Source organism: Gardnerella sp. c11Ua_71 (genome assembly GCF_055818025.1).
Genome location: NZ_JARFVR010000002.1, coordinates 140,904 through 165,158, shown reverse-complemented (window position 1 = coordinate 165,158; position 24,255 = coordinate 140,904). Strand labels below are relative to the sequence as shown.

Sequence of the window (24,255 nt, the reverse complement as noted above, 5' to 3'; positions counted from 1 at the left end):
TGTTATTGCAAGATAGAAAAGCATGTTGGTAAAGACAAATTTTGCTAATCTACAACATGTAAAGTACGATAAATGTAATTTTTATATTTTTCTGGATTAAGCTTACTACATATTTCAACATTCGGAGTCTTCCCAGAGAAGAAATTAGCGTCAACAAGAACTGAACCATAACTTGGTCCAGGAGTTGCATCAACTTGGCAATAATATTTTGTGCATTCGCTTACACATTCAGGATATAGCGCAGCGGCAACAGCAGATGGATCAGCCATATCGAGATAAGCATCCCCAAAACGGCTAATATTCATTGCCATTAATTCCCTATTGCAATCAATGGCAAACTTACCAAGTTCTCCACTTTCGCGAATATTAGCAATTTCTTGTGGATTCAGCATACATTCTCCCAAGCATGCATCCCATCCAACAAACATAATATTTTTAAGACCAGAATCAACTAATATCTTTGCAGCTTCTGCATCTTGCCAAATATTGAATTCTGCTACAGGAGAAACATTTCCACGACCTAGACCAGCAGATCCCATAACTACTATGCGACCAACTTTTTTCATCGCTTCATAATCAACCTTAATAGCTAGAGCAATGTTAGTTAATGGCCCTAATGCAATAATGTCTATTTCACCATCCTCACTGTTTCTCAAAGTTTCAATCATTTTCAAAACAGCATTACCATTACTTTCTTTTAAGCGATGAGGCACTAGACCAATATCACCCATTCCATCTCTGCCATGGGTTTCATGAGCATAAACCAAATCGCGCAACAGCATGCTGCTACTTCCTTTATATACAGGTGGTTCATATGAACCAGCATGCTCGATAGTAGTAAGTGTATTAATAGTCGCTTGTTCCATGCATACGTTTCCTGATACAGTGGAAAACATTAATATCTTATATCTAGGATCATTTAAAGCCATGGCAATTGCCATAGCATCATCCGAACCACAATCTGTATCTATTATTATTTTCTTTTTAGAATAAATTTCTTTATTTTCCATAAACTATCAACACCCTATCAATTAATAGAAACTGTATTTTCAAATGTAACTATCTTTAGCAGTGCAGCCGAAGCAATACATATTGCCAGCATTATAAGCCCAAATGTATATGAGAACCCTACTCCAAATTGCGAAATAACAGCACCAACAACGATAGGAGTTAGCATATCAGCTACGCCACTTGCTGTAGCAACGATAGAGCATGCTATACTCACGCGCTTATACATAATTCTAGAGGCAATTGCAACAATAACACTAAATAAAACGCCTAAGAAAAGACCAGCAACGAAAAGCCCAATATAGTAACTCAATGCAGTGTTAACAAGCATTGCGGCAAGAATAGCAATAAAGGAACCGATACAATTCATGAGTAGCACTAAGGTACCTTTTACATATCTCAGAATCCAAGTGAAAAGGAAACCTCCAAGGACACAACCTAAGTTAAATAGTGTAAACATAAATGCAGCATTTGATTCGCTTATTCCTTTTGTTATTGCAAAACTTGTTGTATACATACCTATAGCAGTCGATACTCCGCTGAATGCGGCAACTGAAATAACAATTCCAGCATAGGCAAGAATCTTACTCTTAGCATATAGTGGCCTGATATGTTCTTCCTCTTTCTCTGTATCTTTAATCTCAGACGTATCTTTGACTATAAAAGACACCGCACAGATAATAAATGAAAGAATACCTAACACATAATATGACCATGCATAAGATAATTTACCACTCAAGAACAGACCTAATACAAATGGTGAAACTGTAGTTCCTACACCAAATAGTCCTTGTCCAAAAGTCAATGAACTTTCATAATTCTTTTTGAATATGCTACTTAACAATGTTGGGCATGCAGCATCCTGCGTGCCAAATGCAATGCCTCCCGCAAACGCAAGTATTAAACCAGAAACAAAACTAGGAATTGTAGGAATACCAAACATAAATATGCCAGTAATAAAAGTACCAATTCCTAAAACTTTTACTGATCCAATTTTCTCTACAAGAACACCTGTTATGTTAACGGTGAGAATTCTACCAAGAGCATATGCTGATCCAAGTAAACCGACAAGTTCAATCTTCTGTCCATAGGTTTGTACTAACTGTGGCAACGTACTGCCAATCATTACACATGTCGAACCTGCCAAGAAATACATAGCAAATGAAAGAAAAGCTTTTAGCGCATCATTACGCTTCATGATTTCACACTTTCCTAGTTCTTTTAATTAACATTTATAAACCATTAGAGGCTTGCCTAAAAAATATCATGATTTTATAATGCTTAAAATGACACTTGTCATGACTAATTTTGTTCTTAAGGAGTAAAAGTAAATCATGAACAACAAATGTATAGCAACGGCGCTTGCATTTATACTAGATGCAACGGATAGCATGAGTACGATTGTAAAAATAGAGAAAGCAAAACAACTCATTCCTCACCAATTCATACGAACATATCACACTAATGATGTTCTCATAAATATGAATAGTGCAGCAAAATATGTATATATCTTTTTAGATGGTAAAGCTACAGTTCGAGGAAGTTTAAATCGTAACGATGGAGTTATTTCAAATATTGAACCAATAGAAATACTGGGACTTTTTGAACTCGTTACCAATGAACCGCATTATACTGCTTTCGTTATGGCAGAAGAAAAAAGTTTGGTATTTAGAATTCCATCTTCGCTATTTCGCGAAATTGTTCAAGAAAATGGCAAAATTTGCTATTGCGTATTATCAATATTCGCAAAAACAGCGGGAAGAACAATGCAAGAAGCAGCAACGAAAAGACTACTTGAATCAATTGACATTATTGGATATTATTTATATACTCAAGCAAACAAAGATAGACCGTATATATGCCCATATACTCGCGAAGATTTAGCAAAAATACTAAATATTAATTTACGAACTTTATACAGGTATCTAGAATCCATGAAAAAAGAGAATCTTATAACAAGCATAAGAGGAAAATTGGTTATAACGGACCAACATTTTGCTTTGCTACATAAAAGATACTCTTCTATGACTATTTAATTATCAAATGACAAATGTCATTTGATAATTAAATAGTCAAAAAGATAATATTTGTAGTAATCAAATAGGAAGTGATTGCATGAAACAGATAATTAAATCATTCAAGGAAGAATTTACTACTGTTGCAGTTGTCACAATACCATTATGTGTTGCTGTTAATTATATTTCTGGAACTATAGCAGGTATGCTAAAACTACCTATTTTCCTTGATACTATAGGTACTTTATTTGCATGCATGATTTTTGGGCCACTTGTAGGAATAACAACTGGAATGCTATCTTCAATAATTTCATCAATCACTATGCCAACCATGCTTCCATTTATAGTGGTCAATATTGCTCTAGCCTTATGCGCTGGTATTCTAGCAAAACATAAAATGTTTTCAAATTATATGAAAATTTTTATTTCTTCAATAATCATGGCAACAATATCCATTATTATTTCAGCACCGATTGTAGTCCTAGTATTTAGCGGGTTCACTGGCGGAGGATCATCTATTATAGCGGCTTTAATAACTGCATCTGGAATGAATATCTGGATTTCTGTATTCTCTACTGAAGGATTCTTTACATGGGTTGATAGAGTATTAACAATCATCATATGCTTAAGCGTTATAAAATGCTTGCCTAATAAATTACTGCTTCTTTTCCCATTAGGTTTACTTTATTTAAAAAATCCAGATTCTGAATAGTAAAAATTAAATCGAGTTTACTATATAAAGACAGAGATAAAAGTAATTATGTACATGCATTATATCGATACTATTAATCAAGTAAAAAATACCAAGATACTTGCGACGCTATACCCGACAACAAAATTTATATTGACCATATATTTAATATTAGTAGATATTATATTAAATACTTTTTCGTTCACATTATACAATTTGCGACTTTTATTGTTCCCCTATTTTGTTGCTCTACTTGTTCTGATGATTCTATGTGGAATAAAAAAGAATGGATATAAGCTTGTATCAAGTATAGCCATGTTCTCATTATTTGTTGCGATATTTCAAGTCGCTTTCTGTAGACAGGGAAATGCAATATTAAGTCTTAATTTTTTGCAGATTACAGATACAGCATTGTCTAATTCTATAACGCTCGGAATGAATACCTTAAATATATCAACTATAGTCATATGTTTTTTCCAAATAACTGATATAGAAGATATTACAATATCTTTAAACAAACTTGGGATGAGCAATAAAACATGTTTCATAATACTTTCTACTTTCCAAACGATTGATTATTTACAAATGCAAATTAAAGCAATAATAACCTCGCAAAAAAGTCGTGGAATAAACTTTAATGGAAATTTAATACGTAGAATTGGCACATTTACTTCGATTTTGCTTCCAGCATTTATTACTTCACTAATAAACATCGAGCAACGCATAATGATGCTTGATTCGCGAAATTTTTTCAGTTCAGAAAAAAAGACATATATTAAACAGGTTAATCATAATGGTCACGAAAAATTAGTACTAACAATAGGAACAATTACACTAGTTTTTCTTATTCTAGGAAGAGTAATTTATGGTTATATCATATGATATTTGCAATTTTTCATACACTTATCCACTTACTTCAAAACCAGCTTTAAGCAACATAACAATACAGCTAGAATTAGGGAAAATATATGGAGTAATTGGCGCTAACGCTTCAGGTAAATCAAGTCTATGCTTATCTCTTAAGGGATATATTCCTCATTTCTATAAGGGAAAATATTCTGGAAAAATACTATTAAACAACACGATTGATTTATTAAAATCTAATGAATGTGACAGCGTAGGCTTTGTATTTAGCGATCCTTTTTCGCAGTTGAGTCATATCAAAAAAACTGTATTTGAAGAAATTGCGTTCAGCTTAGAAAATCGCAGTATCCCTATTCAACAAATAGAGAGTCTGGTTACACAAGTTATGCAATTACTTAACATAGAACAACTTGCGCTTCAAAACCCACTAACCCTATCCGGAGGGCAGGTTCAACGCGTTGCAATCGCGTGCGTTATAGTTAATAATCCAGAAATACTAATTCTTGACGAACCTACTTCACAACTTGATCCAGAAGAAACTAAAAATATTTATAATTTTCTACAAAAATACAAAGACGAGGGACATACCGTAATAATTAGTGAACAAGATACAAATTTGTTAGCGGAATATGCAGATAATATCATTGTTCTTCAAAATGGTTTTATCACTCATTATGGAAATAAATATGATGTTTTTTATGATGAAACTTTCCCTTCTGACTGTATTGATATTCCAGAAGTTGTCAAAATTGTGAAAAAGTTACGTAAGTTTGATATCCAAATAACCCCTGACATAACAGATATAGGCGAATTAATAGTTTTATTAAAGGAGAAATGCGATGAGCATCGCAATTAAATTGAACGATGTAAGTTTTCAATATCCTTCAAATGAAAAAATAAAAAATAAAAATAATGATAAACAAGAAAAATCCTGCAGAATACTAAACCACGTAAACATAGAATTCGAAAGTGGTGAATTATGCGCAATAATAGGTAGCAATGGAGCAGGTAAAAGCACTCTCGCCAAAATAATAGACAATTTATTACAGCCAACTTCTGGAGACATAACTATTGAAGGAAAACAATATAAGACATTAAAGCAACACGATATTACATCACTCGTTGGTTATATTTTTCAAAACCCAAATGATCAAATTTTTAACAGCACTGTACATAAAGAAATTACATATGGGATAAAGAATATAAACAATGATCTTTACAGTCGCGTTCTGAATCTTACTGGTTTAAACGATAAAGAAAATACAAACCCATTTAATTTGTCATTCGCTGAAAGAAAATTTATTAACATTGCATCTGCACTACTAAGAGAACCACATATTATTATTATGGATGAAGTGACTGGTGGGTTGGATAAACCACAAAAAATGCGACTTGTAAAAATACTTAATTATTTACATACGATAAATGTAACAGTATTATTTATCACCCATGACATGGAATTCGCATACGAAAATTGTCAAAATGCTCTCATACTTGATAACGGAAATGTGCTATACAAAGGGAGCATCGAATCTGCATTCCAGAACGTAGAAATAATAAAACGCGCGCATATTGACCAACCAATCATAGCACAGATAATGAATGCGCTCGGAATTAACTATATGCATAAAGATAATCCTATACGTGCTTTAGCTAAACATATTGCTAATCGCAATAATCATTAAGGTATATGCAATCAAAAGCATCAAAATATAAACAAAATATCAACATTAAGATGCAATGCGAATACGCAATGAACATAGTTGGAAAGGACGTAATTCTACATTTAACGCGTCATTATTATTGTGCAAAGATATAGGCATGCCATGCAGCACTGGCATTTCCATAAGATCTACCTCTTCAATTGAGGAATAACGCAAGATTTTATTGAGTTTTATTTGCCCATTTGCATATCCACCAGACGGCTCGTAAATACGCAAGATTATGTCTCCAGAACAATCGTCAGCTAGCTTAACCCAATCTAATGCAATTAGGCCTGAGTTTCTGCGAATCGTAAACAATGGATCAACTTCTGGTAGCATATCAATAATTGGCGAATTCAAAAAATCAGCTGTACTTAGAACTGAATCCATATTTGCATCAGCAATAAATGACCAAGTAAATTCATGCTTACCTTGATCGGTGTTAGGATCGGGGTAAAGAGGCGCAGAAAGCAAAGATAATCTGAGCATAGTTCCATAAGATGAAGAATAATCGCCAATAGGAGCAGTATCAGCGCCATAAGTAGACGAATTTGCAACAGCAACAGCATACGAGGAATCTTCTATGCGAACAAACCTATGTGTGCATGATTCAAACTTTGCATCATCACTACGAGTATTTTTTACTATTGGCCTTTCAACTAAACCATATTGGCACTCATACTGGGCCTTATCTGAACATACAGATGTTGGCATATCTACTTTTAGAAATTGCTCTTTAGCATTCCAATCAACTTGCGCATGGAAATCAAGTCGTTTAACACATGGCTCTAAAATTATACTTGTTTGAATCTTAACATCCTTTTTACATGCCAAGATTTCAACAGATACACCGCCCGATAAAAGCTCTTTAACGTCAACAATTGAAGAATCATCAATCTTACGATTCCTCATAAATGCATCTCGCTCAATATCCCATGCATCCCACTGATACGGCTCATCTTTTAATATCTCATATTGCGCCATGCGATAACCAGATGGGATTAGCTCACGATTAAATTTAATATCTTCAACAGAAGATACTGTGCCATCGCGTTCAATAGTCACACTTAAAACACCATTATTAAGAATTACTCCACCATCATTTTTGTGTTTTACAGTTGTTGTATTATTTTTACAGCTTTCACTACATTGATATAAATTCCAAGCGACCTCATTTTTACCTGTATAAGTCAACAACTTTACATTTTCACGCGCATTAACCGCGTTAACCGTGCTGTTAGCTTTTACAATCGCATTGGCAATATCTGAAATAATTTTACGTAAACAAGAAATATCTCTAGCATATTCTTCTCTAGCTTGCCTATGAACCCATGCAATAGCAGAACCTGGAAGAATATCGTGGAACTGGTTCAATAATAAAGTCTTCCAAATTCTAGTAAGCTCATCGTTATTGAAACGATATTCTGGCGCATACACTCGAGCTAAAACAACAAGATATTCAGCCACACGCAACAATGATTCCTCCATGCGGCAATAACGCTTCATATCTTGCTGAGAAGTAAGAGTTTTTCTATGCAACTCTAGATAAAGCTCACCCTTAAACACTGGCGTATTGCAATTTGAATCGTCAACAATATCTTTTCGTATTTTTTCAAATAACTCATCAGGAGTGCCGAAATCAACTCTAGGAGCACCCTCTAAATTACGATCACGCCTAATACGAGCAGTCATTTCGCGAGTAGGCCCTCCACCGCCATCGCCAAAACCGTATAACAATATTGCGTGATCAGATAAATCTTTATCCAAAAAATTGCGTTGAGAATAAACTAACTCATGCATGCTCACAGATGAAGCATAAGTATTAGATGGAGGAAAATGAGCTAAAATCCTAGAACCGTCTATTCCTTCCCAAAGGAATGAATGATGTGGGAATTTAGTGGTATCATTCCAAGAAATCTTTTGAGTTAAAAACCAATCAAATCCAGCGCGGCGAGCAAGTTGAGGCAATGCGCCAGTATAGCCAAAACTGTCTGGGAGCCAAATGCCATGCGGATCAACACCAAAATGCTCCTTAAAATAGCGCTTACCAAAAGTCATTTGTCGAATTAAAGATTCACCACATGGCATAATTACATCGGACTCAACCCACATACCACCAACAGGTATAAAACGTCCTTCTTTAATCCTATTTTTCATACGCTCAAATAAATCGGGATGCTCGTTTTCTAGCCACTCGTATTGTTGAGCAGAACTCATAGCATAAGTAAAATCAGGATCCTCATCCATAAGAGCTAAAACGTTAGATATTGTGCGTGCAACTTTCCTGTGCGTCTCGCGCACAGGCCATTGCCAAGCAGAGTCAATATGAGCATGTCCAACAGCAATATGCCTTAGAGAACTTGCCGCCGCGGGCTGACTTAATACATTAGTCAACATATTACGAGCATTTTGAACAGTAGAAGAATCATGTTCATCATATGCATTTAAGGAGCGCTGTAAAGCTTTAGCTAGTTTCCAGTATCGCGGATTATCGTCATTCAATTCTCGCATCAAAGAACTTACAGTCTCAAGATCCATATAATAATCAAAAATATTACGATTAAAAACAGTAACGTCAACATACTTCAACATATATTGGCATTCGGTTTTTCCAGTAGCACGCTCACCTAAATCAGTAGGAGAAAACGCAGTAGGTCCTTCAACAAATGGATTGTCTGCAGCTTCCAAATATAAAGTAAAATTACCATTTTCATCAATACTAATCGAACGATTATTATGCTCATCAATCAACGGAACCCAATGATTACAAGGGTTTACAGCTTTTATAACTCTTCCGTCAACGTTATACACTAATCCTTCAGCTTGAAAACCAGGGAAAAGATTACTAATCCAACCTAAATCAACATTTAGCTCAACTTTGCACCCCTTTACCTTTGAAAGATCAATCGACCCTGATATCTCAAACCACGTTGTTCCCCAAGTTGTTCCCCAAACGCTTGGAACATTGAATGAATGAAACACAATATCGTTTCTTTTTAACTTAGAAAAGAATTCGTTAGAAGAAATAGGTTCTCCAGCAATCTCATACGCTCGAATTTTACAATGCAATAAAACAGTATTTATATGCGGGTATAAGCGTTGTTGCATAACTCTTGTACAGCGATTTAATTGCTGCTCAGGTAATAAAAACATAGTTTCTACACTTCTTTCTTACACAATTAAACATTTATACGTAAATCACGTACACGCAAATCACATACGCATAAATCGCATATCTAACATATAAAGACAAAACAAGTATACGATATTAAATCAGTAAAAGTTTATGACAAAAGACAGTAATTAATAAAAATTCATAACTGCTATGAATTTTGTTAACCAAAATTATAATATTTAATCAGCAAAGAGTAATTGTCCATATATAGTGATGAGCTGTTAGAAACTTCAGAAAATATTAAAGATGATATTTTCTAATTGGAATAATTATCTGTAGACAGTATATAAACAGCATAAATGAATATAGGCAATTATTCATCCCTAACATAACACATGACTCTGTTGATTCAATTTTAAAATTACGATCTACGAAAGGACAATAATGCAAGATTTTGAAACAACTAAATATACGTTTGGCACACAAGCCAACAGAATATTCATGGCAGAACAAACAAAACAATTACTTGATTTCGCAAAAAACTTCCCAGCACCAATAGGAGGGTCAGGATGGCTCAACACAGACGGAACACTAGATAAAACACGCGGAGTACAAACATGGATTACAGCACGAATGACTCATGTTTACTCAATAGGAGAAATGTTAGGATACAAAAAAGCGAATCAACTTGTTGAACGAGGACTCGACGGACTATTAGGTCCTTTACACGACAACGAAAACGGAGGATGGTATCCACAAGTAAGTTGGAACAAAGAACCTGAAAAAGACAAAATTTGTTACACTCACGCATTCGTTATACTAGCCGCATCAAGCGCACTACTAGCAGGACATGAACGAGCAAAACAACTATTAGAAGATGCATTAAAAGTATTCGATAAATACTTCTGGAATAATGAAATAGGTTTAACAGTAGACACATGGGATACAAGCTTCAATAAGCTTGATTCTTATCGGGGACTTAATGCAAACATGCATACAACAGAAGCATTTCTTGCAGTAGCTGATAGCACAGGAGATGAAAAATATAGAGAACGCGCAAAGCGCATAATCAGCCACGTAATCAATTGGGCATCTAACAACAATTGGCGAATACCAGAACATTTCAACGATCAATGGCAAGCAGACTTAGAATATAATAAAGACAAAAAAGATGACCAATTTAAACCATACGGTGCAACACCAGGTCATGGAATCGAATGGTCAAGATTAATACTCCAATGGGCATACAGTTACTATAAGGAAGATTGCAAACAGCGAAGAGAAGCATTAAACGCTGCAGAAAATTTGTTTAACCAAGCATTAAAAGATGGATGGAATGCCGATGGGCAACCAGGTATCGTATACACAACAGATTGGAATGGAAAGCCTATAGTCCACGACCGTATGCATTGGACACTAGCAGAAGCCATTAATACATCATCAACGCTTTACAGAATCACTAAAAATAAGCAATATGCTACTTGGTATAAAGAATTCTGCAAATATCTAGACTACTCAGTCATTGATCATTCTAAGGGTTCGTGGTTCCATCAACTCGATGATAAAAACAATGTTTTAAATACTGTATGGCCGGGAAAATCAGACGCTTATCATGCTTTCCAATCCACTCTGATTCCATTTATAGATCCGACGTGTTCTATAGCAAGTGCTATATACAGAGAGCAACTTGATTAATAATAAAATATTGTTAATTTATTAATTTAATAATCCACATTGCAATTAAATCTGCAGTGTGGATTATTTCATCACATACACTCCAAATATTCCACAAATACGTATGAAAATATGAAAATAAGAAACGTTAAAAAGTAAAGTAAACAGCATTAGGACGTAAATACAATATTGATACACATTATAGAATTTGCGACTGAAGGTCTTTTCGAGCGCTTTCCATTTTAGTGATTTGACCTAAAAGAGTAAGCTTTTCTTGACCATCAGGAAGCTTACTCATACGAACTTTAAAAGCTCCGATTTTTCGCATAAAACCAACGTCTAGAAGCTTAATAAGCAGCTCGTTTGCGTACTTTTGCTCTTCTTCACTAGGAACGCGCAAAAGATCAGATGGTCCGCCTTTAACGCTTTCGCCGCTATAGTCGTAAGCAGCCGACGAGTTAAGCGAAGAAGCGCTACTTAAGCCCTTGCTTAAAGACAATGGAAGAGGCATTACAGAAAGCTCGTTAATAACACCTTCTAACATAGGGCCAGCAGCTTTAGTTATAATATGAAGCCATAATCCTTGACTTACATTTGAAGTAGGCAATCCCCCAGCTGCCACAAAAGCCTGAAAAAGCGTTCTAAAAACTGGCGTAATAAAATTATTCAAAGTAAGCTGCGCAAAAAGCTGACTGTTAAACGCTAAAGGAGATTGCATAAGAACAGCCATAAATTGCTGCTCACACATAAACACGGAATCGTCAACCTTGTAGTAACTTTGATTTTTGTACGCGCTTCTGAGCATAGCTGTTTTTATAGCAGCTTCATTCATGCTTTGAGAACGCTGATCAAATACGCGAGAATCCGCGGAAACGATAGAAGAATAGCTTTTAGAATAAGCGTCATCGTCTATAACATGCAATCGCCTTCTATTAGACTCCACTTCCCTACGCATAACGTCTAAATCAACACCAATATTTCTAACAGCTTTCCTAGTGTACAAGTCCAACAAAGACCTATCTCGAATTTGCGCAACAAGAGGAGCAACCGCCTTAACAGCACCCATCTGCCCTGTTGCAAAAGACGTGTCAAACTTACGAATAACAGTGTCGATTACAAAATCGTAAAGAGGATTAGCGCGCGCAATCAAAGATCGAACAGCCTCATCTCCCCTTTGAATACGCAAATCACAAGGGTCTAAATTGTTATCTGCAACAGCAACAAAAGTCTGTGTTAAAAACGCTGAATCTAAGCCAAAAGCATGTAACGCAGCTTTCTGACCTGCCGCATCTCCATCGAAAGTAAAAACAATACGCGAACTAACTTTTTGACCTTCTACTTTTACAGGCCCCACAAGCTGAATCGCTCCCAAAGAATCGTCTGCAATAAGACGGCGAATAATCTTCGCATGCTCCGCACCAAAAGCCGTTCCACAAGTTGCAACAGCAGTATCTACACCAGCTAAATGGCAAGCCATAACATCCGTATAGCCTTCCACAATCACAACTTGACGCTTTTTAACAATATTCGATTTAGCAATGTCAATTCCATAAAGAACCTGCGTTTTTCTATACAACACAGTATCTGGAGTGTTAATGTACTTTGCACTAATAGAATCGTCGTCATAAAGCTTTCTAGCGCCAAAACCCAAAGTTCTGCCTGTAGAATCGCGAATAGGCCACGTTAATCTGCCGCGAAAATAATCGTAAATTCCGCGCTGACCTTGGCGCGCTAAACCTGCGTCCAATAATTCTTGACGAGTAAAACCCTTATTAGACAAATATCTAACTAGAGTATCCCAACTATTCGGCGCATATCCGCAACCAAAACGTTCACATTGCGCTTGAGTAAAATTACGGCCAGCAAGCAAACTACGAGCTGGAGCTGCTTCTTTAGAGTTGATTTGGGACACGAAAAAACGCTGAGCTTCCTCATTTGCTTCTATAAGACGAGCACGCTTAGAACCTGCGTGAGCACTATCTTTACCAGCTTGCGATTGGTCATAATGAACTTCAACGTGGTATCGATCTGCCAACAGTTCTACTGCCTCGCGAAAATCAATGTTTTCTTTTTGCTCAACATACTTAAAAACATCTCCACCAGCACCGCAACCAAAGCAATGCCAGACACCTAAGCTTGGACGAACGCTAAAACTAGGCGTTTTTTCATCGTGAAACGGGCAAAGCCCCACAAAAGTACCCGTTCCAGAAGGCTTAAGCGTAACAGTTGCAGATACAATATCGTACAAATCTGCAGCAGCGCGCACACGCTCAACGTCTTCTTTTACAATCATTCCAGCCATAATCTCTAGCTTATCGCAAGCCAGCGGCTATAAAACACTCGCGCAAGATAAATGCAAATTTAGCACAAAGCGGCATGAAGAGCTGTAGCCGATCCATCTGTAAGACTTGCAACTTGATCAATCGCAACTCTTAAACGCTCGCCTTCGCTAGAGCAAGTATTCCAATCACTTATAAACACAGCTTCCATAGCATCGTGCGCTCTTGGAGACTTGCTCATAAAAACTTCAACCAAATCCGTTAGAATCTTTTGCTCACGCCTATAAAACTCGCGCTCTCTAGGTTGGATTATAAAATGCACAGCCAAGCTTTTAAGAACGATTATCTCGTAAGATGTTTCTGGCGGAATAACAACATTTGCGCGGTAGCGAATCAAAGCACCGCTCCCATATTTTTCTCGAGTTGCTCTCTCAACTGAGCTTGCAAACCTGCCAATTAAAGCACTAGTAATATTCTTTAAATGCGCAAGCGACCTTCTAGAACCGTCATAAGAATCAGGGAACATGTTAAGAGCACGCAAACGCTTAAAAGCCGCCAAAAGACTATCCGCATCCCACTGGCTGCCATACCAATTATGAGCTTCTTGAACAACTTGATCCGCAACGCTTGAATCCCAAACAAGCTCCGTATTAAAAGCGCCAGTCACAATCGCGTCTTCAATATCGTGAACACTATATGCAATATCATCGGAAAGATCCATAATCTGGCATTCCATAGGCTTTAATTCGCGAGGAGAGCCAGACTTTAGCCAATCAAAAACTTCCCTATCGTCTGGGTAAACGCAGAATTTTAAGTCACGCTCGCCTTTATCGTGCGCTTTTGCTTCATCAAAACCCCAAGGATATTTAACAGCAGCATCCAAGCTTGCACGCGTAAGGTTTACTCCTGCGCTAGCGCCATTTTCTCTAAAAACTTTAGGCTCTAAACGCGTTAAAAGTCTAAGAGTTTGAGCATTTCCTTCAAAACCACCAATATTGCTGGCGATTTGAGCAAGCGCGCGCTCGCCATTATGACCAAAAGGAGGATGACCTAAGTCGTGAGCTAAGCAAGCGCAATCTACAACATCTGGATCCGCGCCAAGCATCGAAGCAATCTGGCGACCAATTTGCGCAACTTCCAACGTGTGCGTTAAGCGCGTACGAGCAAAATCGTCGGAGCCTGCTACAAGCACTTGGCTTTTAGCGCCGAGTCTTCTAAGCGCTGAAGAGTGGATTATTCTGGCTCTGTCTCGTTCAAACGGAGTGCGAGCGCGCGTGTGATGAGGCTCGCTAGCCCATCTCTCAGTATCGTGCAAGCTGTATTCGCCAACAACTTCGTTATCGGAAGTAATCACATCGTTACACATTAAAAACCTCTTCAACTAATCGCAAGCCGCAAATCACAAAATATTTAGATTAAGCTTTTTTCATCCAACATTTTTATGTCTTTTTTAGGCAAAACTTCGTAAGCATTCTTATACAATCGAGGAACTCTAGGGCCAATCCCAGTCATAATCTCGTAGCTTATTGTTCCTGCAGCCGCCGCCCAATCGTCTGCCGTCGGCTCCGCATATTCAATACCTCTGCCTGGCCCAAAAAGCCTGACTGTATCTCCTTCTTTAACCCCAAGCTCTTTAGCACTGCCTTTTAAGTCAACAATAAATTGATCCATGCAAACGCGCCCCGAAACATGCAAAATCCTAGCACCGTTATTAGTTTCTACGCGCACTGGTCCTCCAGGCTTATTAACATGCCGAGATCCTTGCATATCGTATCCGCTAGCGGCGCGCAAAATGCCATCCGCATAGCCGAGTGGAACGATTGCTGTGCTTGTATTGTCTGGCGTTAAATACGTGCGGCCGTATGAAATGCCGTGACCTGCTTCTACAGATTTAACTGTTCCTAATTGCGCTTGTAAAGTCATAGCTGGACGCAAGTCGTAAGTTTGAGGCACTCCCATAACGGGGTCTGGCTCGTATCCGTACAATCCAATTCCTGGGCGAACAAGCTCAAATCGTATCTCTGGTCTGTTAAGAGTTGCAGCCGTATTAGCCAAATGTCGGATTTTAGGCTCCAAACCAGCTTCGCACATTCTGCGAGTAAAATCGTGGAATTGCTCAATTTGCCTATCTGTAGACGACACAAACTCTGGAACGTCTGGGCAATCAGCAACAGCCAAGTGACTCCATTGCCCAATAACTTCGATTAATCCCTGGCTAGAATATTCACTAAGTTTTTCTAAAGCATCACTAAAGCCTGCAGGCGTAAAACCGTTTCTGCCAAATCCTGTATCTACCTTAACGTGTACGCGCGCAGCGGCGCCAACCGATTTAGCAGCGAGCGCAACAGCATCAATAGAATCAAGCGAGCCAACAGAAATATCAATATCCGCGTTTATTAAATCAGCAAAAAGAGACGTTGGAGCGCTAGTAAGCCACGTAAGAATACGGCATCTGCTTGAATCAATTCCACACGCGCGAAGTCGCAAAGCCTCGTAAGGCTGAGCTGTGCCAAGCCAAGTTGCACCTCCTGCTAGAGCTGCGAGCGCACTAGGAATAAGCCCGTGACCATAAGCGTCTGCTTTAACAACTCCCATAACTGCTGGCGACTTTTGCCCAGGCTGCAAATCTTTAGAAACACGCTCAATCAGCGTTCGCATATTATCCCTGAGCGCTTTTAAATCAACGATTACCTGACCCGGGTATGTACTTAAGGCGCGAGCGTAGTTTTCTTGCAAAATCGCTTGTATACTCGAATTTTTACACATATCTCACGCCTTTACTTTTAGTTTTTAGCTTTATGTTTAATTTTTACTTTTATATTTATTTTTTGTCTACTATATCTGCAACTAATTTTGACTTACATTTTAATACTGCAAATACAGCAAATACCGCTAATACCGCTAATACCGCTAATACCGTATTACATGATTATGTGAGCGCAACCATTGATACGCGATTCTAGTTGCACTATGCGCGCGATCTGGAATCACAACAAGACCACACTTGCTAAAGCCTTCTCGCAAAATAACTTTTTGCATAATCAAGTTGTCGGGATGAGTGTCGATTCTAACATTAGAGTAGTTGAGCTTAGCCCATTTTAAACACTCTCTTGCCATTTTTGGCTTTACTCCCGAAGATGCAAGTCTATGGATTGTAACGTATGGCAAAACGTCATCTAGCCACGCTCCGTCAATCTTTGCGTAGACTTCATCAAGGCCCTCGCACAGTGCAAATTGCGCCAAAATGCGCTCATTGCCAAAGTCTGGGTCCGTGTCTACAAGAAGATTAAAACGGTTCAAACGAATATCTTCTATAACACTAGATGTTAGAGGAAAACGATCTCCCCATTGATGAGGATTGCCATTATTTGCCATAAATACTCTTGCTCTCTCATAAATATTTTCAATATCTTTTAGATCGCTAAGAGTTGCTTTCCTCAATCTTATTTCACACATACACCCCCCTATGCTTAGAATATGGCGATTCTACAGTATTACACAAGCGAACGCAACAAGTCACACAATCTTACGCTCAAAAGGATCGGAGCTAATGCCCTTGTCTAAAATATCTTTGCACCATTGACGCGCTCCAAACAAACTATGATCGCGGTAGTTTCCGCAAGACTCAATAGTTGTAGCTGGAACATCTTCCCAAGTAGCTTTGTACGCAATAAATTCAAGCGATTCCTTCAACGCGCGCGCAACATCTTCCGTGCTATGAGTGCCCCAAGTTAAAAGGTGGAATCCTGTACGGCAACCAAATGGAGAGCAATCAATGTAGCCTTCAATGCGCTGGCGCAAAAGAACAGCAATCGTGTGCTCAATCGTGTGCAAAGCGCCCGTAGGAATAGCCTCTTGGTTAGGCTGAGTTAAGCGAATATCGTAGTTAGAAATAACATCTCCATTCGGGCCTTTTTGCGTGTCAATGTAGCGAACATATGGAGCTTTAACTTTAGTGTGGTCAAGCTCAAAGCTTTCTGGACGAGGAGTCGGCTGATTGTTTTGATTTTCGCTCATCTTATTCCATCCTAACTTATATTCCATGCGCAAAATGTATGCGCACAATCCATGCGTAAATAACGATTACTAAATAATATTAGACGCTATTCTTGCCAAACACACATAAACGCGAATCTAAAAATATTTTTTATTGACTTACAAAGCTTATTACTTACAAACTTGCAAGACTTACAGATACAGACTTACAAAGTAGCAGCATCAATAAGTTCACGCGTGTAGCTATGTTTTGGATTAGTTAAAATTTGACTTACATTCCCCGATTCAACAACAGCGCCATCTTTTAGAACAACAACACTAGACGCTAAATGCTGAATCATACCAAGATCATGGCTAACGAATACGCATGCCATATTAGGGCGATTTGCGCGAATCACATTAAAAGCATCTAAGATTCTTGTGCGTTCAGCAACATCGATTGCGCTCATTGGCTCATCTGCAACCAAAACTCTAGGATTATTGATTAGCGCGCGCGCAATCGCAACGCATTGAGCTTGTCCGCCAGAAAGCTCGCAAGGGTATCTTTTGCTAAAAACATTAGGATTTAATCCAACTAAATTCAAAACATCATCTACTTTAGAATCAATAACATGTGAATCAACAGTATTTGAATCAGAACTCATGTTTTTACGCCATATTTCAAGCGGTTCAGCAACACTTTTTCTAACTGTCCAACGCGGATCTAAAGCTGCAAAAGGATGCTGAAATACAAGCGAACATTGTTTTCTCATATTTACGTAAGCAGAGTCTTTTAAACTTGATTTTTTAGCGTTTTTAGCAGTTTCGACTACTTTGCCGCAATACTTTATTCTCCCTTCGCTTATTTCTTGCAATCCGAGCAAAGAGCGAATCAAAGTTGTTTTACCACTTCCAGATCCGCCAATTAAAGCTAAAGATTCGCCAACTCTAAGATTAAAATCAACTCCTTTTAATGCTTCAACGCGCGTCTTTGAGCTTCCTAAAACAACGTGAATGTTTTTAGCTTTAAAAATGCAATCATCTTTAGAAGAATTATTCTTATTTAAATCATTCTTATTTAAATCGCTTTTATTATCAAAAATTAAATCATTGTTATCAAAACTCGAAGCATTTTTACTAAGACTTAAATCATTTTTACTAAGACTTAAAGCGCGCGCCGCAAGAACAAGCTGCTTAGTAGAGCGAACCTTAGGATTTTCTAGCAATTCACCAACACGCGCGCTATCGACTAATCGCCCAGAATCCAAAACATAGCAACGAGTAGCAGCACGAGAAAGAACCGAAAAATCGTGAGTAACAAAAAGCATTGAAGCGCCCATATTATCAACTAAAGAAGTGAGCATATTCACAACATCTTTTTGTGTAACAGAATCAAGAGCAGTAGTCGGCTCATCCGCAAGAATCAACTTAGGGCAAGTTATAAGAGCTGTAGCAATTCCAACTCGCTGCATTTGCCCGCCCGAAAGCTCAAAAGTGCGCTTATTCAAAATATTCGCGCCTAAACCAACTTTTTCAAGCATAACTTTAACGCGATTTTGAATATCGTCTTCGTCTAAATTGTAATGAAGCCTAAGAGGTAATGCGATTTGCTCGCTAACATTCATAATAGGGTTAAGAGCACGATCCGCTTGCTGAAAAACAACGCCAACATACTTGCCACGAATGTTTGCAAGCGCAGAATCGTTAGCGCCAACAGTTTGGGCATTGCCAACATGGCAAGAGCCAGTGATTTTGCAATTAGACGGAACTAAGCCAATCGCAGCTCTTAAAAGCATTGATTTACCAGAGCCAGAAGATCCAACTAATCCAACACGCTCGCCATCTTTAACGTTAAGTGAAACATCACTTAAAATGCGCGAAGATCCAATGCTAAGAGATAATCCTTTTACATCAAGACTCATTCTTAGACTCCCTATTTGCTGGATTTGTAACACTTCTTAAAACATCACCCAAAAGATTAAGAGCCAAAACTGTTAAAGTAACAACAAGACCAGGCCATAAAGCCGCAAGCGGATAAACGTGAATCAAAGTAACCGAAGTAGAAAGAACACGACCCCAGCTCGGCACTCCCGAAGGAACACCAACACCTAGATAAGTCAATCCGCTTTCCGCTAAAATAACAGTTCCTGCCGAAAGCGAAAGCTGAACGGAAGCAATAGGCAAAATATTAGGAAGAACATGCTTTAGCAGAACGTAACTTCTGCTAGCGCCATTAGAAATCGCGCAATCAACATAGTTAGACTTAAGAACAAGAACAGCACTTGGACGTAAAATACGCGCAAGATTTAAGCCGTAGCCGAATCCGCATGCAAGCATGATTACAAGAACGGACGTTCCAAGAGGCACAGCAAGCATAAGCGCAATCAAAACCGTTGGAATGGAAATTAAAGCGTCTACTGCCATAATGCTTACGGAACGAATTTTTTGAACGCGGCAAATCGTAAAACTTAAAATCACAAACCCAACAACGCTTGCAATCACAATTGTTGAAATAACAAGCAAAATCTCTACTCTAGAACCAGCCATAAGCCAACTAAGCATATCTGCACCCGTGCCATCTGTGCCAAGCCAATGCTTTAGCGAAGGCTTTTGCCATACCTGGTATCCGTTTGTTTCTAGAAGAGAATAAGGCGTCCACACAAAGGAAAGCGCAGCTACAAAAATCCACAAGCACAAAATAATGCAAACAAATTTTCCAATAATTCCGCGCCAAATGCGGCTTAAAAACTTAATCATTGCTTGAATCACTCCCCACTTGAATCTTGGCTAAGTCTTGAATCCAGCAAACGATGCAATACATCAATCGCAAATCCAACAAGCAAGAACAATGCAGAAAGCATAAAAAGATTGCCTTGAACAGATATAAGATCTCGCAAACCAACATCGCGCACAAGACCCATACCCATTCCAGGAAGCGAAAACAGATTTTCAATAACCATTACGCCCATAATCATGTGCGCAAAAGTCAAGCCGATTACAGACACAAGCTGCGGCAACGCTAATCGCAAGCCTACTCTCCAAATCATTTGCTTTTTAGTCATTCCACAAGCCATGGCTTGCAATGCAATGTCACTATTAGAAATCTGTTCTAATGATGCTGCAGTGTAACGCATAAAACCAGATCCAACAATAATGCCAACTGTTAGCGCTGGAAGAATCAAAGACAAAAACGCACTACCAAAATCACGCCAACCATCTGTTGGAAAACCTTGAGTAGGGAAAAGCTCCACCAAACCAATGCCCTTGCCAAAAATCATGATTAAAATCATTCCACCCCAAAGAGCTGGAACAGATCCTGCTGTAATAGCACAAAACCTTGCGACTACTTGCGAAGCCTTGCCAGAATGCAAAACTTGCAAGCATCCAAGAGGAATACCAATTGCGAGCGCAATTAAAAGTCCAAGGAAAATAAGTGGAAAAGTTATACTAGCACGCATAGCAATAGTGGATGCAACGGAGCGACCAGTGAGCATTGAAACACCAAAATCGCCTCTAAAAACGCCAAAAATCCACTCTAAATATTGAACGAAAAGGGGCTTGTTTAATCCTAAATCGCGTCTTAATTGCTCAACTTTTCCATCTGGCGCGTTTAAGCCAGCCATAACTTGAGCAACGTCTCCAGGTAAAACTCTAAGAGCAAGAAATACGATTGCAGAAATAAATAGCAGCGCTACAAAAAACAACGTGATGCGTCGAAGAATCATGCGCTTCATACAAACCCCTTACTTAATTTAATGTTTTCCGAAAATTTCCGCTTTTTGTTGCTCTGCGCACCATCTTGAGCTACAAAACCCGTCAACTATCTCCGCACTTTGTAGTCCAACATGCCGTAAATCAGCAACATTCTCGGGAGAATTTAGAGCAAATCAGCTAAGTCGCAAGTTGTATAGCGGCAAAAGAACTTGATTAATATCAAAAGGCATGCCTTCAAGATTCTTTACCTTAGCTGTAACAACCTTATAATTAAGCAACCAATCTGCAGGAGCATCCTTGCTAACGATTCTCGCAGCCTTGGCAAGAAGCTTATTAGACTCCTTAGTATTAGCGCAAAGCATTGCCTTAGCATACAAATCCTGAACCTGCTTATTGTTGTAACCATAGTAATATTTAGGATCTGCCCATTGTCCAAAATCATGGCTTTCATTGTGATCTACCATAGACAAATCGTAGTTTTTATTGTTATAAACGTCGTGAAGCCAAGTAGTAAATTCTACAATGTTTACCTTCAGATCAATGCCAATCTTCTTTAGCTGAGACCTCAACTGGTCACCAAGTTGCGTTCCATAAATATTCGGGTATGTAAGCGAAAGATGCAAAGGATTTGATTCGCTGAAACCAGCCTCCTTCATCAATGACTTAGCGCGCTTAACATCATGAGTGTAAATATTAGTCAAATCCTCATAACCTGGGTCAAGAGAAGGAATCGGTCCACCAAGCAAAGCATCCGTACCGCCGCGTGAAGCAATAATCTGCTTATGGTCAATAGCATATCGAATCGCTTGGCGCACGCGCTTATCTTTAGTCCGCTCACCATTCATGTTCATAGCAAGCACAAATTTATCGGTACTGTTTCCAGCTTTAACAACATAGCGCTTTGCATTCGCTTTAAAAGTCTTAGCAAGCTGACCTGAAATAGGCGCCAAAGCTTGAACAGCTCCAGAAGAAAGCGCATCTACAGCAGCAACATCATCCACAAAATAGCGAACAACAACTTTTGATGTTCTAGGCTTATTAATACCCTTGTAGCACGGATTTGCCTTTAACACAACACGGTCATTCGGCACAAACTTTTCTACCAAATACGGGCCAGATCCAACAGCTTGAGTTTTAGCATCATAATTCGCAAGCTTATCGAAGACTAAGCCAGCTCTAGAGCACAACGCCCACAAAAGCTTTGCGTTTGGCTCTTTAAGCTTGATTTCAAACGTGTAATCATCTTTAGCTTTAGCGGATTCAACTTTTCCAACCATGTTTGATCCGCGATATTTCTTTGCAACAAGCTCGTTAAAAGACCACTCAGCATCTTTAGCAGTAAGCCTGTGCTTGTTAGAAAACACGACTCCCTTACGCATGTGGAACGTGTACTTTAAGCCATCTTTGCTTATTTCCCAACTCTTTGCAAGGGATGGAACAACCTGATTTTTAGTATTTCTAGCTACAAGACCTTCATACACGTTTCCAATCAATAACTGTTCCAAGGAAGAGCCAGATTGATTGCGAATATCGAGATTTGTAGGAGCAAGTTTTAGTCCAATTGACACAGTTTTATTTGATACTTGTGTAGAAGATGTTTGACTTGCGGGATTTTTTTGTGGACCTGTAAACGTTGCAATAATAGCGCTAACCACTGCAATTACTACGATTGCTACAGAAACAAGCCAGAATTTTCCTAAACCACGCTTATTAGTTTTATATCCCCTTTTAGACGCAGCGTTAAGCGAAGCATCTGTACTAGAACTAAATTGCGATTGCTCTGCGTTTTCTTGCCCATAGAATTTATCGGTCGCGTCGTTATTGTACGCGCCATCTTTGGGTTCTTTGTTATCCATTCAACAAACCTTTCTGGATTGTAATTAGATACATTATTTATATTTAATTTATATTTATTCTGTTTTACAGCTCGTCGCTTTATCTAGCTGCAACTTTCGCAACCATAAAGTCAACGGCAAACACAATCGTATCCGATTCACAAGTCAAACGAATATGCGGTGAGTCTAAACAACACATTGCATATTTGCATGATTTTTCATATATTTTAAGCCTATTTTATTACCATATATCCTACGAATGTGGTTAAATGCCAACAGACGTAAACTTGCAAACGTGCGCAAAATCCTAAAAAGATTAGAATCACGCTAGCTTGCATATTAACAAAATACATACGTTTAATAGATGCATGAAAATGTGTAGTATAACAATGTACAACATAAAAATGCGTTTAATAGGTTTAGTAAAAAGCGAGGAATAATGGCAGAGAACTTGAATACTACGGTAACAGTAAACGAATCCTCGGATCCGCAAAATAACGGCAGCCAAGACCGCACTGCTCTAAATCGCCAGCTTGCACAAATGCTTAAGGGCGGCGTGATTATGGATGTTACTACTCCGGAGCAGGCGCGAATTGCTGAAGATTCTGGAGCTTGCGCTGTAATGGCGTTGGAGCGTATTCCTGCCGATATTCGCGCGGCTGGCGGAGTTTCTAGAATGAGCGACCCAGCTATGATTCACGGCATTCAAGAAGCTGTGTCTATTCCTGTTATGGCAAAATGCCGTATTGGTCACTTTGTTGAAGCGCAGGTGCTTGAGGCTATTGAGATTGATTACATTGACGAAAGCGAAGTGCTTAGCCCAGCAGACGACGTTTACCACATTAACAAGCGCGATTTTGCAGTTCCATTTGTTTGCGGTGCAAAAGATTTGGGAGAAGCTTTGCGCAGGATTAACGAGGGTGCTTCCATGATTCGCACAAAGGGCGAGCCTGGAACTGGAGATGTTATTCAAGCTGTGCGCCACATGCGCATGATGAATTCCGCAATACGCAAGCTTACAAGCATGCGCGAAGATGAGCTTTTTGAGGAAGCTAAGACTTTGCGCGTGCCTTTCGATCTTGTAAAGTACGTTGCACAAAACGGCAAACTTCCTGTTGTAAACTTTGCAGCTGGCGGTGTTGCAACCCCTGCAGACGCTGCTTTAATGATGCAGCTTGGTGCAGAAGGCGTTTTTGTTGGCTCTGGCATCTTTAAGTCTGGAGATCCAGCAAAGCGCGCTGCTGCAATAGTTAAGGCTGTGACTAATTACAAAGACGCTAAAATGATTGCTAAGCTTTCCGAGAATTTGGGCGAAGCGATGGTTGGTATTAACGAGCAGGAAATCAAGCTTTTAATGGCAAATCGCGGCGAGTAATTGAGGC

At 38.7% G+C, this 24,255-nt stretch carries 19 protein-coding genes; 7 read left to right on the top strand and 12 right to left on the bottom strand.

Annotation, left to right across the window (positions count from 1 at the left end):
• Positions 1 to 44: 44 nt before the first annotated feature.
• Complete coding sequence (locus P0106_RS02205; protein ID WP_473730380.1) at positions 45 to 1,010, bottom strand: nucleoside hydrolase; 966 nt, start codon at positions 1,008 to 1,010, stop codon at positions 45 to 47.
• A 17-nt stretch (positions 1,011 to 1,027) separates the two neighbouring features.
• Positions 1,028 to 2,206 carry an MFS transporter gene (locus tag P0106_RS02200; protein ID WP_009994132.1) on the bottom strand — a complete coding sequence of 393 codons (1,179 nt, stop codon included), beginning with the start codon at positions 2,204 to 2,206 and terminating at the stop codon, positions 1,028 to 1,030.
• Positions 2,207 to 2,342: 136 nt separating this feature from the next.
• On the opposite strand from P0106_RS02200, the gene P0106_RS02195 reads away from it, so the two are divergent.
• From P0106_RS02195 to P0106_RS02175, 5 genes are all read left to right on the top strand, one after another.
• Entirely contained in the window at positions 2,343 to 3,044 is a 702-nt protein-coding gene (locus tag P0106_RS02195; RefSeq protein ID WP_004113553.1) for a Crp/Fnr family transcriptional regulator, read from the top strand.
• A gap of 79 nt (positions 3,045 to 3,123) precedes the next feature.
• Positions 3,124 to 3,735 (top strand): ECF transporter S component, encoded by a 612-nt coding sequence (locus P0106_RS02190; protein WP_075038855.1) that lies wholly within the window; start codon positions 3,124 to 3,126, stop codon positions 3,733 to 3,735.
• A gap of 48 nt (positions 3,736 to 3,783) precedes the next feature.
• Positions 3,784 to 4,596: an energy-coupling factor transporter transmembrane component T gene (locus P0106_RS02185; protein WP_473730379.1), complete on the top strand. Its 813-nt coding sequence runs from the start codon at positions 3,784 to 3,786 to the stop codon at positions 4,594 to 4,596.
• The gene (locus P0106_RS02180; protein WP_174190651.1) at positions 4,580 to 5,434 is read left to right on the top strand and encodes an energy-coupling factor ABC transporter ATP-binding protein; all 855 of its coding nucleotides are present in this window, start codon (positions 4,580 to 4,582) and stop codon (positions 5,432 to 5,434) included. The genes P0106_RS02185 and P0106_RS02180 overlap by 17 nt, the downstream gene beginning before the upstream one ends.
• The gene (locus tag P0106_RS02175) at positions 5,418 to 6,263 is read left to right on the top strand and encodes an energy-coupling factor ABC transporter ATP-binding protein (RefSeq protein ID WP_174190652.1); all 846 of its coding nucleotides are present in this window, start codon (positions 5,418 to 5,420) and stop codon (positions 6,261 to 6,263) included. Before P0106_RS02180 ends, P0106_RS02175 begins: the two co-directional genes overlap by 17 nt.
• 45 nt (positions 6,264 to 6,308) lie before the next feature.
• Here the strand turns inward: P0106_RS02175 and P0106_RS02170 are convergent, their stop codons facing one another.
• Positions 6,309 to 9,434, bottom strand: a complete 3,126-nt coding sequence (locus P0106_RS02170; RefSeq protein WP_473730378.1) for an alpha-mannosidase — start codon at positions 9,432 to 9,434, stop codon at positions 6,309 to 6,311.
• A gap of 406 nt (positions 9,435 to 9,840) precedes the next feature.
• Here P0106_RS02170 and P0106_RS02165 point away from each other — a divergent pair, with 406 nt between their 5' ends.
• Positions 9,841 to 11,091 carry an AGE family epimerase/isomerase gene (locus P0106_RS02165; protein WP_473730377.1) on the top strand — a complete coding sequence of 417 codons (1,251 nt, stop codon included), beginning with the start codon at positions 9,841 to 9,843 and terminating at the stop codon, positions 11,089 to 11,091.
• A 178-nt stretch (positions 11,092 to 11,269) separates the two neighbouring features.
• On the opposite strand, the gene dnaG is transcribed toward P0106_RS02165, so the two are convergent.
• From dnaG to P0106_RS02120, 9 genes are all read right to left on the bottom strand, one after another.
• Positions 11,270 to 13,372 carry a DNA primase gene (dnaG, locus tag P0106_RS02160; protein ID WP_285067308.1) on the bottom strand — a complete coding sequence of 701 codons (2,103 nt, stop codon included), beginning with the start codon at positions 13,370 to 13,372 and terminating at the stop codon, positions 11,270 to 11,272.
• A gap of 59 nt (positions 13,373 to 13,431) precedes the next feature.
• Positions 13,432 to 14,715 (bottom strand): deoxyguanosinetriphosphate triphosphohydrolase, encoded by a 1,284-nt coding sequence (locus P0106_RS02155; protein WP_004113534.1) that lies wholly within the window; start codon positions 14,713 to 14,715, stop codon positions 13,432 to 13,434.
• A gap of 44 nt (positions 14,716 to 14,759) precedes the next feature.
• Entirely contained in the window at positions 14,760 to 16,115 is a 1,356-nt protein-coding gene (alr, locus tag P0106_RS02150) for an alanine racemase (protein ID WP_004113532.1), read from the bottom strand.
• 144 nt (positions 16,116 to 16,259) lie between these two features.
• Positions 16,260 to 16,805, bottom strand: coding sequence for a GNAT family protein (locus P0106_RS02145; protein ID WP_013399624.1), 546 nt, complete (start codon positions 16,803 to 16,805; stop codon positions 16,260 to 16,262).
• A 60-nt stretch (positions 16,806 to 16,865) separates the two neighbouring features.
• Positions 16,866 to 17,366 carry an S-ribosylhomocysteine lyase gene (locus P0106_RS02140; protein ID WP_004113527.1) on the bottom strand — a complete coding sequence of 167 codons (501 nt, stop codon included), beginning with the start codon at positions 17,364 to 17,366 and terminating at the stop codon, positions 16,866 to 16,868.
• 185 nt (positions 17,367 to 17,551) lie between these two features.
• Positions 17,552 to 19,246, bottom strand: a complete 1,695-nt coding sequence (locus P0106_RS02135) for an ABC transporter ATP-binding protein (protein WP_410310809.1) — start codon at positions 19,244 to 19,246, stop codon at positions 17,552 to 17,554.
• A complete protein-coding gene (locus P0106_RS02130; RefSeq protein WP_473730376.1) occupies positions 19,236 to 20,081 on the bottom strand; it encodes an ABC transporter permease in 846 nt (281 codons plus the stop codon). Before P0106_RS02130 ends, P0106_RS02135 begins: the two co-directional genes overlap by 11 nt.
• An 8-nt stretch (positions 20,082 to 20,089) precedes the next feature.
• Complete coding sequence (locus tag P0106_RS02125) at positions 20,090 to 21,058, bottom strand: ABC transporter permease (RefSeq protein WP_004138287.1); 969 nt, start codon at positions 21,056 to 21,058, stop codon at positions 20,090 to 20,092.
• A gap of 153 nt (positions 21,059 to 21,211) precedes the next feature.
• Positions 21,212 to 22,894, bottom strand: coding sequence for an ABC transporter substrate-binding protein (locus P0106_RS02120; protein ID WP_116439918.1), 1,683 nt, complete (start codon positions 22,892 to 22,894; stop codon positions 21,212 to 21,214).
• A 418-nt stretch (positions 22,895 to 23,312) separates the two neighbouring features.
• Here P0106_RS02120 and pdxS point away from each other — a divergent pair, with 418 nt between their 5' ends.
• Positions 23,313 to 24,248, top strand: coding sequence for a pyridoxal 5'-phosphate synthase lyase subunit PdxS (gene pdxS / locus P0106_RS02115; RefSeq protein ID WP_004113518.1), 936 nt, complete (start codon positions 23,313 to 23,315; stop codon positions 24,246 to 24,248).
• Positions 24,249 to 24,255: the final 7 nt, after the last annotated feature.